The organism is Bradyrhizobium sp. USDA 4341 (assembly GCF_054063755.1).
This window is the reverse complement of sequence record NZ_JBSSGO010000002.1, coordinates 8,646,173-8,660,906: the sequence shown is the minus strand read 5'-3', so window position 1 is coordinate 8,660,906 and position 14,734 is coordinate 8,646,173. Positions and strand designations below refer to the sequence as shown.

Below are 14,734 nucleotides of genomic sequence, written 5' to 3'. Positions count from 1 at the left end.
GGTTGCCCCGGAATCGCGCCAGAGAATCCGGGGAGGCCTGCCAATGTCCGAACAAACCGCTCAATCCGCGAGCGACCATCTCGACATCCATGACGTCGAGCGGCGGGTCAAGGCGATCTTCATCGGCTCGGTCGGCAATCTCGTCGAGTGGTACGATTTCTACGCCTACACCGCGTTCGCACTGTATTTCGCGCCGGCGTTCTTCCCGCATAGCGATCCGGTGGTGCAGCAGCTCAATGCGGCCGTGCTGTTTGCCGCGACCTTCCTGATGCGCCCGCTCGGCGGCTGGCTGTTCGGCTACATCGCCGACCGCTATGGCAGGCGGCTGTCGCTGACACTTTCCGTTGTCTGCATGTGCTTCGGCTCGCTGATCATCGCGGTGACGCCGACCTATGCCACCATCGGCATTGCCGCACCGGCGATCCTGGCACTCGCCCGCATCATCGAGGGCCTGAGCCTCGGCGGCGAGTATGGCGCCAGCGCCACCTATCTCAGCGAGGTCGCTGACGCCAAGCATCGCGGCTTCTATTCGAGCTTCCAGTACGTCACGCTGATCGGCGGCCAGCTTACCGCGATCATCGTGCTGCTGTTGCTGCAGAAGGTGTTCCTGACGCCGGACGAGCTGAAGGCCTGGGGCTGGCGGATTCCATTCGTGATCGGCGCCATGCTCGCGATCTTCGCGGCGGTGATGCGGCGCGGCCTGCACGAGACCGAGGCGTTCGAGGAGGCCAAGAAGGTCTCCAAGCCGACCGGCTCGATCGTCGGCCTCCTGAACTATCCGCGCGAATTGCTGCTGGTGGTCGGTCTCACCGCCGGCGGCACCGCGGCGTTCTATACCTTCACCACCTACATGCAGACCTTCGTGAAACTGTCGGTCGGCCTCACCGAGGACCAGACCACCTTCGTGATCTTCGGCTCGCTGATCTTCGCGACCTTCCTGCAGCCGATCTATGGCGCGCTGTCCGACCGTATCGGCCGCAAGCCGCTCTTGATCTTCTTCGGCGTCGTCGGCACGCTGGCGACGATCCCGATCCTGACCGCCCTGAAAGAGACCAAGTCGCCCTTCATCGCTTTCCTCTTGATCTGCGGCGCCTGGATCTTCGTCGCCGGCTACACCTCGATCAACGCGATCGTGAAGGCCGAGCTGTTCCCGACCAATGTCCGCGCGCTCGGTGTCGGCCTGCCCTACGCCATCACGGTGTCGATCTTCGGCGGCACTGCGCCTGCGGTCGCGCTCTATTTCAAGAGCATCGGGCATGAGGACTGGTTCTACTACTATCTCAGCGGCATGATCTTCCTGTCGCTCTTGATCTACTCGACCATGCGCGACACCAAGCACGACTCCGCAATGCATCGCCACGAATGATGGCGCTACGCCCATGACCGACGACGCCGAGCCACCCGAGAGCAAGCTGACGCGCAGCAAGCAGCGCTGGGCGCGCGAGGGCAAATTCCTCACCGGCAAGATCACCCGGCCGGAGCAGCAGCGCCTGCCGCCCGGCCAGCATCTGACCGCGGACTGGCCGGTGCTCGATCTCGGGCTGATGCCGAACGTGACGCGGGAGCGCTGGCGGCTCGACGTCTACGGTGCGGTCGAGCAGACGATCTACTGGAACTGGCCGCAATTCACGGCGCAGCCGCAGACCAGGTTCGTCTCCGACATTCACTGCGTCACCACCTGGTCGCGCTACGACAATCAATGGGAGGGGCTCGCGACCCGCGACCTGCTCGCCGCCTGCCGGCCGCGCGAGGACGCGCGCTTCGTCGCGCTGCATTCGTATGACGGCTATACGACAAACCTGTCGCTCGAGGATTTTGCCGCCGAGGACGCGCTGCTCGCCCATAGCTGGTCGGGCAAGCCGCTGGAGCAGGAGCATGGCGGCCCGGTGCGGCTCGTGGTGCCGCATCTCTATTTCTGGAAGAGCGCCAAGTGGCTGCAGCGCATCGAATTCCTGACGGAGGATGCGCCGGGCTTCTGGGAGGTGCGCGGCTATCACAATCGCGGTGATCCCTGGGCCGAACAGCGCTATTCTGGCGACTGACGGATCAACACAATGATGGAGCCTGCCCGTGCCGCACGAACGCTTTCAATTCACCGGTGTGGGCGGCCATCAGCTTGCCGCCGCGCTTGATACGCCGGACGGGCCGATCAAGGCCTATGCGCTGTTCGCGCACTGCTTCACCTGCGGCAAGGACGTGCTGGCGGCCAAGCGTATCGCGGTTGCGCTCGCCGCCAAGGGCATCGCTACGCTGCGGTTCGACTTCACCGGCCTCGGCTCCAGCGAGGGCGATTTCGCCAATTCGACGTTCACATCGAACGTCGCCGATCTCGTCCGCGCCGCCGACCATTTGCGCGAGACGCGCAAGGCACCCGCGATCCTGATCGGCCACAGCCTGGGCGGCGCCGCGATCCTCGCGGCCGCAGGCCAGATTCCCGAGGCGAAGGCGGTCGTCACCATCGCCGCGCCGTCCGATCCCGTCCATGTCACGCACTTTTTCAGGGACCGCATCGAGGACATCCGCGCGCGCGGTGAAGGCGAAGTCTCGCTCGCCGGCCGCCCGTTCCGCATCAAGCGCGAATTCCTCGACGACGTCGCCGAGCAGAATCTGATGGCGCAGGTGACCAGGCTGCACAAGGCGCTCTTGGTCATGCACTCGCCGACCGACGACACCGTCGGCATCGACAACGCCACGCATATCTTCACCTCGGCCAAGCATCCCAAGAGCTTCGTCTCGCTTGCCGGCGCGGATCATCTGCTGAGCGGCAAGCAGGATGCCGCCTATGTCGCCGACGTGATCGGTGCCTGGGCCGAGCGCTATGTCGACCTCGCGCCGCAGCCTGTGGCCGACACTGGCAGCGCGCCGCGCAACGTCGTGGTGCAGGAGACCCGCGCCAGCAAGTTCCAGCAGACCGTCACGACGGGTCCGCATCGGATGCTGGCCGACGAGCCGGTTGCCGTCGGCGGCCAGGATTCCGGTCCCGGGCCTTACGATTTCCTGCTCACGGGTCTCGGCGCCTGCACCTCGATGACGATGCGGATGTATGCCGACCGCAAGTCTCTGCCGGTCGATCGCATCACCGTAACGCTCCAGCACAACAAGATTTATGCGAAGGATTGCGAGGAGTGCGAGACGCGCGACGGCATGCTCGACCAGATCGACCGTGTGATCAGGATCGAAGGCGACCTCGACGCCGATCAGCGCGAGCGGCTGATGGAGATCGCCGACAAGTGCCCGGTGCACAAGACGCTGACGTCGGAGGTGCGGATCGTCACCAAGGCGGCGGAGTGAGCCTGCGACGCAGCGAGACGGGCCGAGCCGTAGCAGCATGTCAGCTGCATCCCCCTCCCGCCTGCGGGCCGTCGCAGGGGCGCGCTGAAAAATATCGAAAACAACCCCATGCAAAGTAGCCGGCCGCCGCCGGCGTTCGACAAGGCTACTTGACACGTCGGGCAACTCAGGGACATTCTTCTATTATTCCGAACTCTGCGAGCGCCCCTCTACCCACGCGCCGCGCGCTTGCCGGTCAGGCAATTCGCCATGATCCGGACCGCGGCGCCGATCTCGTTCTCGCGCCACGCGGCGAAGCCGAGCAGCAGGCCGTGGTCGTGCGGCCGCTCCAGCGCAAGGCTCGACAGCGCGCGCACCTCGACCCCGGCTGCGACCAGGCGCGTCACGGCGCTCCGGTCCGCGGCGCCATCCTTGAATCGGGCAATCAACTGCATGCCGCCCGGCGGGACTTCGGCTGTCAGCACCGGCTCGAGCTGCCGCGCCAGCGCCGCCGCGAGGTGATCGCGGCGCGCGCGATAGATCCGCCGCATTCGCCGGACATGCGCCAGGAAATGCCCGTCGGTCATGAAACCGGCCAGCGCCTCCTGGACGTGCACGGAAGCCATCAGTCCGAGATGGCGCTGCGCGATCTCCATCGTCCGTGCCAGTGACGGCGGCACCACCAGATAGCCGATGCGGATATCGGCGGTCGTCGCCTTGGCGAAGGTGCCGAGATAGAGCACGCGTCCCTCGCGATCGAGCCCTTGGAGGGCCGGCATCGGGCGGCTGTCATAGTGAAACTCGCCGTCGTAATCGTCCTCGACGATCCAGGTCTTGCCGGGCTCGGCCGCCGCCAGCAGCTCGGTGCGGCGTGCCACCGGCATCACCCGCCCGGTCGGGTGCTGATGCGACGGCGTGGTGAAGATCAGCTTCGGAGCGCGCGTCTCGCGCGTCCGCATCATGCCCCATTGATCGAGCCTGACGCCGACGACGGCCGCTCCGGCCGCGCGAAACGCCGCCGCGGCGCCGGGATAGCCGGGATCCTCAGTCCATACTGCATCGCCGGCAACGATGGTGGTCGCGGCGATCAGCGTCAGCGCCGCCTGCGCCGTCGGCAGGATCAGGATCTGGTCGGCCTCGGCGCGCACGCCACGGCTGACTTCAAGGTAGTCGCGCAGGGCCTCGCGCAGGCTCGGCCGGTTGATCACGGTCTGGTCGTTGAAGCGGCGACGCAGCGCGCTGCGTCGCAGGCAGCGCGCCCAGATCTCGTGGGGAAATTCGCGCGCATCCGCTAGTCCAGGACGCAGCGGCCGGAAACCGGCCTGGTAGGACAGCGGCCAATCCGTGTCCGAGAGCTGCAAGGCCCAGGGCGACAGCAACGGCTTGCGGGCGGCATCGCCCCGCGGGGCCGGCGCCGCCCTGGCGAAGCGCGCCTCGATATCGTCGGTGACTACGGGACGCCGCCGCGCAGCCACGCGCAGATACCCCTCGGCCGCGAGCTGCTCGTAGGCATGTGTCACCGTGTTGCGCGACACGTCGAGCCCGGCTGCAAGCGTGCGGCTAGACGGCAGCACGGCTCCGCTCCTGATCCGGCCGCTCGCCATCAGCGCACGCAGCTGCTGCGTCAGCTGCGCGGTCAGCCCGGCATCATCGGCACGCTTCAGCGCGAGCAATTCGGCAAGGATCAATCTGGCTCCTTTGATCTGTCAAATCTGGCTCTTTCGATAGAGCCAGTGCGATCCTATTCAGAAGCGGTATCGCCTGCAAGGATGCCGCCCGTGAACCAATCCCTATCCCCTGCCAAAGCCGCCGCCTTGTTCATCGTCGTGGTGCTGGCCTGGGGCATCAACTGGTCGGTGACGAAATCGCTGGTCGAGGCGGTGCCGCCGCTGTGGACCGCATCGATCCGCAGCTGGGTCGCCCTGGTCGCCCTGCTGGTGATCCTGCGCGCCAGCGGCAATTTGATCATCCCGCGGATCGCCGATGTCCCTGTCGTGCTCAGCGTCGCGCTCTTGCACATGACGTTCTTCTCGACCCTGGTCGCCGCCGGCCTGCGCTATCTGCCGGCCAGTAAGGGCGTCGTGCTCGGCTACACCACGCCGCTCTGGGTCGCGCTGGCCGCGGGCGCGGCGCGCACCGAACGGCTCGGCGCGCTGAAGCTCGTCGGCGTCGCATTGGGACTCGCCGGCCTCTGCGTGATCCTCAACCCGGCGTCACTGGACTGGAGCAATCTGCATGTCATCGCCGGCGCCGGCATGATCATCATCGCCGCGATCTGCTGGGCCGCGAACATCATCTATATCCGCTCGCACCGCTGGATCGCGACGCCGCTGCAGCTGTTGCTGTGGCAGGTGCTGGTTGCGACGGTGGTGCTGACCACGACGGCGCTGGTCACCGAAGGCGTGCCCACGGTGAAATGGTCGCCGCACCTCGTGCTGCTGTTTCTCTATTCCGGCTTCATCGGCACGGCGCTGGCTTATTGGGCGATGTCGATGGTCAACAAGAGCCTGCCGGCGCTGACGACCTCGCTCGGCACCACCGCGACGCCAATCGTCGGCATCGTGACCGCGGCGCTGCTGCTCCGCGAACCGATCGATCTTTCGCTGGCGATCGCCGCGGCGCTGATCGTCGGCGGCATCGCGCTGAGCTCGCTTGCGGACGCGCCGTCGCGCGCGTAAAGCGCGATGAGTTTTGGTTGAATCGGCTTGCGGCGGTTTCGTTTCACCTCTTCCCATCGGGGAGAGGTGAACCTTCGACGCCGTTTCGGGCAGGCCCCGATTAGACGCTTACAGGGTTGAAGCGGACGTCAGCCAGCCGACAATCTCCGCTGAGACCGTCGAAAATGACCCAAAGCGGACAAGCCGCGCCGCGGAGTTATCGAACGAGAGCACCTAAGACGGCGGGCCCATGAAACATTCGATCCCGAGGGAAAGCCCAAGTTCACCGAGCTTCGCAAGGGTTGTCGGGAGGACGTTATCGGCGAGATATCCATCACCGAGGAATTGAATGATCAGTGTCGCTGATCCGCCTGTCTCTCTAAGGTTCGTGAGAAATTCCTTGTGAGGTTCAAGTCTCCCAACGAAACCCTCCACCTCGGAGGCGAACCATTGTTCCGTGACAGTGTGCCGAGTGGAATGTCTCCATCGGGTGTCAGGATAGGCGCCCGACAGGAGCGTCCCCTTGGGGGTCTTTCTCTGGTCGCCGACACGAAGCGAAAAATGTCCCTCCATTCCCAAGGCTCGACTTATGTCTGCCGGATCAAGTGATGGATGGACAATGAACAGTTCGACATCGAAACGCCGAGGTGTCGGGTCCATCACGTCTGTCGTGTTCTGCTCTGTCATGCGACTTCCCGTACGCTGCGAGCGAACAAGCCGTCAAGTTCAGCTTCTGGCCCGTTTGAGACATGCCGAACGGCCAATGTCCGTTGATAGGGATAGATCGGAAGTCCGTTGGCGCAGTGCAGCGGTATGTCTGAAGTTGGGGGCAGGTCGGACGTGGCTGGCCAACGGCAAGAATGTCGAGATTGACCCACAACGGACGTTAAGCCTGCCCAGAAAGCAATATCTCGCAGGTTGAAACCCTGATATCGTGAAACCTCTTAGGAGCCGAAGCCATCCGAAAGCCAGTCAGCAATTGATCTGGAGAATTGTCATGAGCACCACTCGTCGCGCCGCGACGCTTGGCGGTCTCAGCCTGCTAGCCGGAACATCCGTGACCACTGTGAGCCGAGCTGAATTAGGTTCTTTCCTAGGGATCGGGGACGGAATTGAGGATTTCATACTTGCCACCGACGCCTACATCTACGGCTATCCGCTCGTCACGATGGAAATGACGCGCAGGGTCATCACCAACGTGGCAGCACCGGTCGGATCGCGCGGGCCAATGGGCCAAATCATCAAGCTACGCCAGTATCCAGATGCTTCGTTCCGGGACGTAACCGCGCCGAATGCCGACACGCTCTACACGGCGGCGTTCTTCGACGTCGGCAAGGAGCCTTGGGTCCTCAGCATCCCGGATATGAATGGACGTTACGCGCTTTTCCCGATGCTGGACGGCTGGACCACCGTGTTTCAGGTGCCGGGGAAGCGTACCACCGGTACCAGTGCGCAGACCTACGCGGTAACTGGCCCCGGATGGAAGGGCACACTGCCCGCCGGCGTCAAGGCGTACAAATCTCCGACCAACATTGTCTGGCTACTCGGCCGCATCTACTGCACCGGCACGCCTGAAGACTATGCCGAGGTCCACAAGCTGCAGGATGAGTTTAAGCTCGTGCCGCTTAGCTCGTACGGTAAACCCTACATGCCTCCCGCAGGCACGGTCGATCCATCGATCGACATGAAGACGGCCGTGCGTGAGCAGGTCAACCGCATGGACGCTGTGGCGTACTTCACGCTGCTCTGCAAGCTCATGAAAGACAATCCGCCAGCGGCGGTGGATGCACCTCAGCTCGCCAAGTTTGCGGGGATTGGCATCGTTCCTGGTCAGGACTTCGATGCGACCAAGCTCAAGGCGGACTTCGTCAAGCGCGTGCCCGAGGTCGGCTTCGACCGGATCATGCTCCAGTTCAAGATCAACAAGGACGTCAAGGACGAGAACGGCTGGGCCTATACGACCAAGACTGGCATCTATGGTACCGATTATCTGATGCGGGCGCTCGTCACCGCTATCGGGCTCGGTGCCAACCGGCCGCAGGATGCGGTCTATCCGACCTCGCTGAAGGACGCAGAAGGCCGGAAATACAGTGGTGAGAACAAGTACGTGATGCACTTCCCCGAGGGGCACCTGCCGCCCGCGCAGGGCTTCTGGTCCCTAACGATGTACGATTCCAGCTACTTCTTCGTGAACAACCCGCTTAACCGCTACTCGATCAGTGCGCGGCAGAACCTGAAATCGAACCCGGACGGATCGACCGATCTGTACATTCAGAAAGACTCGCCCGGTGCCGACAAGGAGTCGAACTGGCTTCCCGCACCTCCTGGCGATTTTATCCTGATGCTGCGGATGTACTGGCCTGACGAGAGCGACCCCTCAATCATCGATGGATCATGGAAGATTCCGCCGGTGAAGAAGGTATGATTTGAAGAATAAAAGGAGAGGCTGACTCGGATAGCAGTGCGGGTCGAAGCAAGCCTTGCGATGATGATCAAAAGCTTATGCGTCACGCACTGAGCAGCGAATACCTGCGCGAAATACAACCACGCGGCTTTTACATGGAGTGCTGGCTGTGGATTCTTCATTCGGCGCGTTGGATGCGTTCGCTTTTGTCGTATTCGCTGTTCTGATCTTTGTTGGCGTAATCATCGTCGTCAATCTGGGCAAGCTTCCAGGTCAGCTGGCGCACAAATGGAATCATCCGCAGGCAGGCGCGATCAATGCCATGAGCTGGATCGGGATTGCGACCGGTGGGTTGCTGTGGCCAGTGGCGTTCATATGGGCGTTTACAACGCCCTTTGGCGCCAAATCCTCGGTCAGGGATGAGCGACGGGCGAGTAACGCAGCTGAATCCGACGTCGCTGCAACGCCCTTGACGACACTGCGCAAAGCTCCGGACAAGGAGACGGGCCTGTGATCGCATTTCTGATCATTGTCTACGTTGCCGTCGTTCTCGTGCTGTTCAAGGTGCTGCGTATCAAGCCCACGGCGTATCTGATCGCAGCCATGATCGTCGCAGGCGTATTCATGATCGGTGGCGTCGTGGTGGTCTGGACGCAGTCGGCGCCGATTACGGACAAAATGGTGACCAGCCAATACGTGGTGCAGCTCGTCCCTTACGTCAAAGGGCAGGTAAAGACGATCCACGCCCAGGCAAATCAACCCTTGAAAAAAGGTGATCTGCTCCTGGAGATTGATCCGGCTCCCTACCAGTACACGGTCAACCAGGTCGAGGCGCAATTAACGGCATCGAAGGCAAACGTAAAGCAGGCCGAGGCTGCGCTCGCGACCGCAAACGCGGCGATTCCGAATGCACAGGCCAATCTCGCGAAGGCGAAGGCCGCGGACGAATTGGCCAAGACCCAGGAACAGATCGCCCTCAACATTCAGCACGCAGACAAAGCTGCCATTAGCCAGCTCAATGTGGCCAAGGCGACGCAAGAACGTCAGGAAGCCGACGCCGCCGTTCAACAGGCTGAAGCCGGCCTCGCGCAAGCGCAAGCCTCTGCCCAACAAGCTGCCGCTGCCGTGCTTACGGCCCAGAGCAATGTTCCTGCTGTCGAAGCTCAATTGGACGACGCACGCTTTAACCTCGCGCAGTGCAAGATGATGGCACCTGGCGACGGGTACGTTACGAATTGGCAGGTGCAGGTCGGCACCATGCTGGTTCCGATGCCGCTTGCGGCCGCTGGAACATTCGTCAACGTGTCCGACACCGCGGTCGCCGCGGTATTTCCACAGAACTGGCTCTCGAATGTCGAGCTTGGCGACGAGGTGGAAATGGTGCTCAACCCATACCCCGGTCGTCTGTTCCTTGGAAAAGTGGACTACGTGATCCCGGCCACGGGAGGCGGGCAATTCACAACCAGCGGCACAATCCCGAACGCGGCCCGGATCGGATCAGACGGGCTTTATGCAGTGCGGATCAATTTCAGCGACGATGCCGTAGCCCGCAAGCTGTCCCTCGGGTCAGGTGGATCGGCTGTGATCTACACGCAGAAGGGCAAGGCCACGCACGTCATTTCGAAGGTCGCAATCCGGATGAAGAAGTGGCTGTTGTACGTGATGCCCACTGTGGAAAAGCCTCCGTCGTAATGTGCTGCGCGACGATGAAGGATACAGTCAGGTCCACGTAACGTGGGGAGCGAAGCCTTGGAAACGCAGTATCAGGCATCGTTTGGGCGACGGCATAACGTCGGCGCCATTCTTGGCTGGTCAATTCATTGGTTGCTTGTGGCTGCGCTTCTCCTGCCAACCGTGGCATGTACGATTGGGCCGGATTTTGCAGCGCCTGTCGCTCCGCTTGCCGAAAAATTTCGTGGCGCAGACAATCGCTCGGTTAAATCCGGCCCCCTTGAGTACGAACACTGGTGGACGGGCTTTCGTGACCCGACCCTCAACAAGCTGATCCAGATTGCGTATGGCCAAAACCTGACACTGCAGAGTGCAGGGACTCGGGTGCTGCAAGCACGTGCTGCGCTGGGAATAGCCATCGGCATAAGCTATCCGCAGGTGCAGCAAGGAGTGGGCTCGGTCATTTACAATCGAACCAGCGCGGCAACGCCGCTGGCCGGTCCGAATGCGACGCCTTCATATTTCTGGACCGATGCTCTTGCTGCGCAGGCAGCCTGGGAGCTGGACTTCTGGGGCAAGTTTCGCCGCGGAGTTGAATCCGCCGATGGCGTGTATTTGGCGTCGATCGCGACTTACGACGGCGTTCTGGTGTCGCTTCTGGCCGATGTTACCGCAACTTATATCGGTATCCGCACAACGGAGCAGTTGATCGCCATTGCACGGGCCAATGTCGGAAGGCAGGAACAGGCGCTTAGCATCGCAAAGGCAAAGTTCACCGGCGGCGGGACTTCGGAGCTTGATGTCTTCCAGGCGACCAACGTGCTCGAGCAAACACGTGCGGCAATACCCCAATTGACGATACAACTGCAGCAGGGGCAAAACGCGCTCTGCGTCCTGCTCGGCGTTCCGCCGCAGTCGCTCGGCATGATGCTTTCACGATCGGCCGGCAAGATACCGTCGCCGCCCGCCTCCGTCGTCGTTGGCATACCTGCGGATCTGTTGCGCCGGAGACCGGACGTCCGCGCCGCTGAACTCGCTGCGCTGGCGCAGAGTGCGCAGATTGGAATCGCCACGACGCAACTCTATCCGGCAATCAGCATAACGGGCACATTCGGCGGCTCTGCCAGTACCGCCAATGGCCATAACCTTGGTCAAGTCGTAAGTTGGAAGGGCGTGGCGTATGCCGCGGGCCCGTCGTTTCAATGGAATCTCCTGAACTACGGGCAAATCACCAACAACATTCGTTTGCAGGATGCCAAGCTTCAGCAATTGCTGATCGACTATCAGAACACCGTGTTGAGCGCGCAGCAGGAGGTAGACAACGGTCTTGCGACATATCTGCAATCGCGGAGCCAGGCCGCGTATCTGCGTCGCAGCGTTGAAGCGGCAAATGGCGCTCTCAGAATCGCACTTGAGCAGTATGAGCAGGGCGCGACGTCATTTACTACCGTACTGACCGCGGAACAAAATCTCTTTCAGGCGCAGAACAGCCTGGCCGGCGCTTCGGCCAACGTTCCGCTTGGCGTCACTGCGGTGTTTCGGGCGCTCGGCGGCGGATGGCAGATACGGGAAGGCGGCAACTTCGTGACCCCGGCAACGGTTGACCAGATGCGTGCGCGAACGGACTGGGGCAACTTACTTCCGCCCGCGAACGAGCCGCAACCGCCGGCTTCGGGCCTGCCAGGTCCTGAGGACATCGGGCCGACGATCCGGCCTCCGGAGTGGTGATTGTCGCTGGCGAAAGCGTTGCATCTTTGGAGATTGCTGATGTCAGCTTTTGGCCCATCGCGACATATTGCGCTGCCGCACGAACTTGGTCGCTATAGGAGCAAAGCGGACGTAGTCACCAGTCACATGACGCCGCCGGGTTTATAGGCACACGGCCTAATCTCATCACGCTTTAGACCATGATCCGGAAAAGCGTGAAGCGGTTTTCCGTCGCGACAAACGCGGAATGGCTTTGCGCGGAGATCATGCTCAAACAAGAGCTTCAAGCCGTCGCAAGCGGCCTGACCCGCAGCGCGCCGCGCAGGCCGGCGCCGGTGCCGAGCATGATGCCGGCGATTGCGATGAAGGACGACAGTGACAGCGTCGACAAGCCGGTCAGCCCCTGCCCGACCGAGCAGCCGAACGCCATCACGCCGCCCGCGCCCATCAGTGCGGCGCCGCCTGCCGAACGCAGCATGTGCTGCGGCGAGCGATAGCCTTCGAGCTGGAAGCGCCCGGTGGCGATCGCCGTGACCAGGCTGCCGGCGAACACGCCGAACACGGTGACGATGCCGAAATTGAGCGTCGAGCCGGTCGACAGCATGACATATTGCAGGGCGTCGGCGATCGGCGCGATGAAGGTGAGCGAGGTCACCGGCACCGGATTGAAATCATCGGCGCCGAGATAGCCGGTCGCGTACCAGCCGCCCGCCACCAGCAGCCCGACGATCAGGCCGGCCGCTATCTGGCCGGGTGACTTGCGGAACGGCGCATGGGCAAAGGCGAAAATGATCAGGACTGCTGATAGCACCGAGGCTGCCACCATCCGCGCCGGCACCGCGCCGAGGCCGATGCTTGCCAATAGCGCCGGCGCCGAATTGGCTGATACCGTGGCCTGCGAGGCCTGCACCATCGCGATGCGCATGGGCGCGATCAGGCCCTTCAGCGTCATCTCGGCAAAGATGCCGAGCACGATCACGACCACGAAGGAACGCAGATTGCCGCGCCCGAGCAGCACCAGCGCCCGCGAGCCGCAGCCGTTCGACAGCACCATGCCGTAGCCGAACAAGAGCCCGCCGAGGAACATCACCGGCGCCGAGAAGGACGGTTGCAGATAGATCGACTTGCCGAGATCGACGAGGCCGGCCGCCGCCAGCAGCTGCGAGGTCGCGATCGCAACCCCCATCGCCAGCGCGTAGGTGCGCGCCAGCCGGCCATCGCCGTCGGCCCACCAGCCGCGCAGGCCGCTCATCATGCAGAAGCCGCTGACGAGCCCGACCGAGCCATAGATCAGGCCGATGATCAGGGCGGCGAGGATGACGATCGTGGCGGGGTCCATGACAATCCTTCAATTGCCTTCGTCACTGCGGGCGAAGCGAAAAGCGCGCCGCAAGGCGCGCGGATCGTGGCGGCCAGGTGGCCTCAGGCCATGACTAGTCGACTGGCCGATCAATTCAAGGGGCTTGTTGCGGGAGGCCTAGAGCCCCGTTCCGATCGAATCGGAACGGGGCTCTGGATTCTTGTTTCGACGCGTTTTCTTCACGCGAACCGGTAGCCACTTCGCTCGAAAACGCTCTGGTCAGAGCTGCGGTGGCGGGGCCGTGCCCAGGATCGCCTCGATCGACAGGCCGAGCCCGAGCAGCCTGGCATCGCTGCCGACCGGACCGTCGAGCTCGAGCCCAACCGGCAGGCCATCAGGCGTCATGCCGGCATAGAGCGACAGCCCGGGAAGGCCGGCATTGCTGCCGGGGTCGGTGTTGCGGATCATGGTGCCGAAGGTCGGCACCGGCTCGCCGCCATTGACCGACATGTCGCCGGACCCGGTCTTCTCGTCGATCACAGGTGCAGGCGCGATCGTGGTCGGAAACAGGATCGCATCCAGGTTGTTGTCCCTGAGATAGGCGGCATAGATCGCCTGCAGCGCCGGCCGCTGCACCGTGATCGCGTCATCATAGGCGGCACCGAAGGCGTCCGCCGTGATGGCACCGAACGCGCCGACGACGTCGGGACTGGCGACGGCGGCCGCGATGTCGGACAGCGTGATCCCTTCGATCCCGGAGGCGGCGAGCCAGGCCGGGATATCGGCGATCGGTTCATGCAGCGCGACCACGAACGACACCTTGCCGTTCTGCTCGAACAGGTCAGGCATATCGACACCGACCAGCACCGCGCCGGCCGCCGTGAGCCGTGCGCAGGCTGCGCGGACAACAGCTTCGACATCGCGATCGAGGCCGCTCCAGAAACAGGCGGGCGTGCCGAGACGCACGCCGCGTAGCGGAATGGCGGCGGCCAGCGGCGTGCCTGATATCACGGCATCGAGCAGCGCGACGTCGGCGACCGTGCGTCCCATCGGGCCAACCGTGTCGCGGGTATGACTGATCGGAACCACCTGGTTGTCGTCGTGATAGCGCCGCTCGGCGCCGCCATTGCCGACCGAAGGCCTGAGGCCCACGGTCCCGGTCAACGCCGCGGGCACGCGGGTCGAGCCGCCGGTGTCCGATCCGAGGCCGCAGGTGGCGATACGTGCGGCGATCGCCGCCGAGGTTCCGCCGGACGATCCGCCGGGGATCCGGGTCGTGTCGTAGGGATTCCGCACTGGTCCCGCGAACGGCGCGAGATTGGTGCTGGTGATGCCGAAGGCGAGCTCGTGCAGATTGGTCTTGCCGATGACCACAGCACCGGCATCGAGCAGCTTTTGCAGCGACGGCGCATTGCGCGCAGGCCGTGCGTGTTGCAGCGCCGGGGTGCCGCCCGATGTCGGCAGGTCTGATGTGTTGATGTTGTCCTTCACGACGATCGGAAGCCCGGCCAGCACGCCGGTCCGCGTGCCGGCATCGACCTGGCGCGCCGCCGCCAGCGCGCCGTCGCGGTTCAACACGATGAAGGCGTTGAGGTGCTTGAGCCGCTCCGCACGATCGAGCGCCGCCTCGACGACACTGACCGCCGTCGTCAGCTTCCCGTCGCGGATATCAGCCACGATCTCGGCTGCGGTCGCTTCATTGGTATCGGCCATGGAAACTCCGCG

Annotated in this window: 12 protein-coding genes; 8 read left to right on the top strand and 4 right to left on the bottom strand. The window is 63.3% G+C overall.

Annotated elements, in window-relative coordinates; genetic code table 11:
• The first annotated feature begins 43 nt into the window (after positions 1-43).
• Genes ACVIGB_RS46355 through ACVIGB_RS46345 form a run of 3 tightly spaced genes read left to right on the top strand, consistent with a single transcriptional unit; the run spans position 44 to position 3,291 of the window.
• Positions 44-1,366 carry an MFS transporter gene (locus ACVIGB_RS46355; RefSeq protein WP_298369758.1) on the top strand — a complete coding sequence of 441 codons (1,323 nt, stop codon included), beginning with the start codon at positions 44-46 and terminating at the stop codon, positions 1,364-1,366.
• Positions 1,367-1,379: 13 nt separating this feature from the next.
• Positions 1,380-2,042 carry a sulfite oxidase-like oxidoreductase gene (locus tag ACVIGB_RS46350; protein ID WP_456724233.1) on the top strand — a complete coding sequence of 221 codons (663 nt, stop codon included), beginning with the start codon at positions 1,380-1,382 and terminating at the stop codon, positions 2,040-2,042.
• Positions 2,043-2,070: 28 nt separating this feature from the next.
• Positions 2,071-3,291, top strand: a complete 1,221-nt coding sequence (locus tag ACVIGB_RS46345) for a bifunctional alpha/beta hydrolase/OsmC family protein (protein ID WP_456724234.1) — start codon at positions 2,071-2,073, stop codon at positions 3,289-3,291.
• 209 nt (positions 3,292-3,500) lie between these two features.
• Here the strand turns inward: ACVIGB_RS46345 and pdxR are convergent, their stop codons facing one another.
• The gene (gene pdxR, locus ACVIGB_RS46340) at positions 3,501-4,958 is read right to left on the bottom strand and encodes a MocR-like pyridoxine biosynthesis transcription factor PdxR (protein WP_456724235.1); all 1,458 of its coding nucleotides are present in this window, start codon (positions 4,956-4,958) and stop codon (positions 3,501-3,503) included.
• An 81-nt stretch (positions 4,959-5,039) separates the two neighbouring features.
• On the opposite strand from pdxR, the gene ACVIGB_RS46335 reads away from it, so the two are divergent.
• On the top strand, positions 5,040-5,948 hold the full coding sequence (locus tag ACVIGB_RS46335; protein ID WP_456725263.1) for a DMT family transporter: 909 nt from the start codon (positions 5,040-5,042) through the stop codon (positions 5,946-5,948).
• 213 nt (positions 5,949-6,161) lie between these two features.
• Here the strand turns inward: ACVIGB_RS46335 and ACVIGB_RS46330 are convergent, their stop codons facing one another.
• Positions 6,162-6,614 carry a DUF4279 domain-containing protein gene (locus tag ACVIGB_RS46330; RefSeq protein WP_456724236.1) on the bottom strand — a complete coding sequence of 151 codons (453 nt, stop codon included), beginning with the start codon at positions 6,612-6,614 and terminating at the stop codon, positions 6,162-6,164.
• A gap of 310 nt (positions 6,615-6,924) precedes the next feature.
• Between ACVIGB_RS46330 and ACVIGB_RS46325 the strand changes: the two genes are divergently transcribed.
• The 4 genes from ACVIGB_RS46325 (at position 6,925) to ACVIGB_RS46310 (ending at position 11,730) form a co-directional block, all read left to right on the top strand.
• The gene (locus ACVIGB_RS46325) at positions 6,925-8,352 is read left to right on the top strand and encodes a DUF1254 domain-containing protein (protein WP_456724237.1); all 1,428 of its coding nucleotides are present in this window, start codon (positions 6,925-6,927) and stop codon (positions 8,350-8,352) included.
• A 148-nt stretch (positions 8,353-8,500) separates the two neighbouring features.
• Positions 8,501-8,845 carry a DUF3302 domain-containing protein gene (locus ACVIGB_RS46320; protein ID WP_456724238.1) on the top strand — a complete coding sequence of 115 codons (345 nt, stop codon included), beginning with the start codon at positions 8,501-8,503 and terminating at the stop codon, positions 8,843-8,845.
• Positions 8,842-10,023, top strand: a complete 1,182-nt coding sequence (locus ACVIGB_RS46315) for an HlyD family secretion protein (RefSeq protein ID WP_456724239.1) — start codon at positions 8,842-8,844, stop codon at positions 10,021-10,023. Before ACVIGB_RS46320 ends, ACVIGB_RS46315 begins: the two co-directional genes overlap by 4 nt.
• Positions 10,024-10,080: 57 nt before the next feature.
• Complete coding sequence (locus tag ACVIGB_RS46310; protein ID WP_456724240.1) at positions 10,081-11,730, top strand: efflux transporter outer membrane subunit; 1,650 nt, start codon at positions 10,081-10,083, stop codon at positions 11,728-11,730.
• A 262-nt stretch (positions 11,731-11,992) separates the two neighbouring features.
• Here ACVIGB_RS46310 and ACVIGB_RS46305 read toward each other — a convergent pair whose 3' ends face one another.
• Positions 11,993-13,048 (bottom strand): YeeE/YedE family protein, encoded by a 1,056-nt coding sequence (locus ACVIGB_RS46305; RefSeq protein ID WP_456724241.1) that lies wholly within the window; start codon positions 13,046-13,048, stop codon positions 11,993-11,995.
• Positions 13,049-13,288: 240 nt separating this feature from the next.
• Positions 13,289-14,722 (bottom strand): indoleacetamide hydrolase, encoded by a 1,434-nt coding sequence (gene iaaH, locus ACVIGB_RS46300; RefSeq protein WP_456724242.1) that lies wholly within the window; start codon positions 14,720-14,722, stop codon positions 13,289-13,291.
• Between the last annotated feature and the right edge of the window lie 12 nt (positions 14,723-14,734).

Coding starts and splice junctions, on each gene's coding strand:
- ACVIGB_RS46355 (WP_298369758.1), top strand. CDS start 44: ATGTCCGAACAAACCGCTCAATCCGCGAGCGACCATCTCGACATCCAT.
- ACVIGB_RS46350 (WP_456724233.1), top strand. CDS start 1,380: ATGACCGACGACGCCGAGCCACCCGAGAGCAAGCTGACGCGCAGCAAG.
- ACVIGB_RS46335 (WP_456725263.1), top strand. CDS start 5,040: ATGCCGCCCGTGAACCAATCCCTATCCCCTGCCAAAGCCGCCGCCTTG.
- ACVIGB_RS46330 (WP_456724236.1), bottom strand. CDS start 6,614: ATGACAGAGCAGAACACGACAGACGTGATGGACCCGACACCTCGGCGT.
- ACVIGB_RS46325 (WP_456724237.1), top strand. CDS start 6,925: ATGAGCACCACTCGTCGCGCCGCGACGCTTGGCGGTCTCAGCCTGCTA.
- ACVIGB_RS46305 (WP_456724241.1), bottom strand. CDS start 13,048: ATGGACCCCGCCACGATCGTCATCCTCGCCGCCCTGATCATCGGCCTG.
- iaaH (WP_456724242.1), bottom strand. CDS start 14,722: ATGGCCGATACCAATGAAGCGACCGCAGCCGAGATCGTGGCTGATATC.